This is a genomic window from Caballeronia sp. BR00000012568055 (assembly GCF_029439455.1).
Classification (GTDB): Bacteria; Pseudomonadota; Gammaproteobacteria; order Burkholderiales; family Burkholderiaceae; genus Caballeronia.
Window position 1 is genome coordinate 1 of record NZ_JAQFVG010000150.1, and the last position, 1,698, is coordinate 1,698.

Annotated in this window: 2 protein-coding genes; one reads left to right on the plus strand and one right to left on the minus strand. The window is 57.3% G+C overall.

The genetic code is table 11. The features are described from left to right. On the plus strand, positions 1-912 hold a 912-nt coding region (locus tag P7F28_RS08125), incomplete at its 5' end, for a DUF1996 domain-containing protein (RefSeq protein ID WP_277183999.1). A gap of 2 nt (positions 913-914) precedes the next feature. On the opposite strand, the gene P7F28_RS08130 is transcribed toward P7F28_RS08125, so the two are convergent. After that, positions 915-1,698, minus strand: a 784-nt coding sequence (locus P7F28_RS08130; RefSeq protein ID WP_277184000.1) for an MFS transporter, incomplete at its 5' end; no start/stop codon positions are given.

Genomic DNA, 1,698 nt, shown 5'->3' on the forward strand with positions numbered 1-1,698 from the left:
GAAATCACCTATAACTGCTTCGGCAAGGGACCGTCAACGACTGCGCCCGCCGCGTGCCCGATGATTACCGATGCAAGCGGAACTCATGCACATCTGGAAGTGATAATTCGGTTTCCGAACTGTTGGGATGGCAAGAATAAGGCGCCAGACTTCCGTGCCAAGATCGTAAATATGGCTTACAGCAACAGCAATGGTTCGTGCCCGGACAGCTATCCGGTCAAAGTGCCGAGGCTGGAAATGCACGTGCATTACGGACTTGGTTTGGATGGCGATCTTTCCACCGCCCAGCTTTCGATGGATCCGAAACTCGACAACGGCGTATGGGTGCCGCAATGGGGCTCGCTCTACACCGAACACGCAGACTTCGTGAACGGCTGGAAAACGGACAGCATGCAGTACGCCGTGGACAAATGTCTGAACATCCTGGCGGCGTGCGATAACCAGATTCCGATGTTCTACACGACCGATACAGCCGATGGCTGGATCAGCGCAAGCGGCAACACGTCCACCAGCGGACCGACACTGCAACTCGGTCCCGGCGATACCGCGTTCATGAAATTCCCAACGCCTTCTGACGTGTCCGCTTTCCCGTGGACGAAAATCTGGCTGCAATCCTACGGACGCAACGTGACGGATTCGACGCAGGCCACCATCAGGGTTTATGGTGCTACGCCTCGCTGGGACAGCACGGAAACCGCACCGAAGATGGCCGATTGTTCGCCGGTAGCGCTCGGCAGTTTCGGCATCAACAGTGAAGAAAAGCCCCGTCTTATTGACGTGACGGGGCAAGTGAAGAGTGCGATGTCGGCCGGCAATCCAACAGTGGGTTTGTGCCTTAAAAACACTGGCGACAAGACCGTGGAGCTATCGTCGAAGGACGGCAAGTTCGCGCCCGTGCTGTTCCTGAAATGAGTTCAGCGCGTGCTGTGCATCAAGGTTTGATCCGATGTACCGCGACGTCGTGCAATCGCGACGGGCGCGGTTTCACGCATCGTCAACGCGCAGCAGGTGGAAATCACGCCGAGTGCGGAGAACATCAGCGCCGGTCCGATCCAGCCGAACACGCCATAGATTGCCGTCGCGATGATCGGCAGCAAACCCGCCACTACCGATGCGCCGTTATAGCCCAGCGAAATGCCCGATGAACGCACGTTGGCCGGGAACTGCTCGGAGAACCAGCTTGCTTCCACCGCGAAGATCGGATCGTGACTGACCAGCAATGACAGCGCGACTGCAACGATCACCATGATGATCGCGCCTGTGTTGATGAGCATGAACATCGGAATGCCGAACACGATGGTGAACAGCGCGCCGAATATGAACACGGGACGACGGCCCACGCGGTCGCTGAGCGCACCGTAAATCAGGTGGCTGACAAGCCCGAGCGCGGAACCAATCAGCGTGCCCCACAACACATGTTTGGTGGTCGAAACATGCGCGAGCGCCACATACGAAAGCATGAAACTCGTCGTGATGTAGTAACCGCCGGTTTCCGCCATACGCAGGCCGATGATCTTTAGAATGCTGCGCCAGTCGCTCTTGATCACTTCGAGCGCCGGTGCCTTCATGACCTTGTTCTCGGCCTTCACTGCTTCGAATTCCGGCGATTCCGACACGCTCATTCGAAGCGCCATACCCAGTCGCCTTCGAATACGGCAGTCGATAAAAGGAATGCGCCGTTCGCAAGCAGCAGGCCGA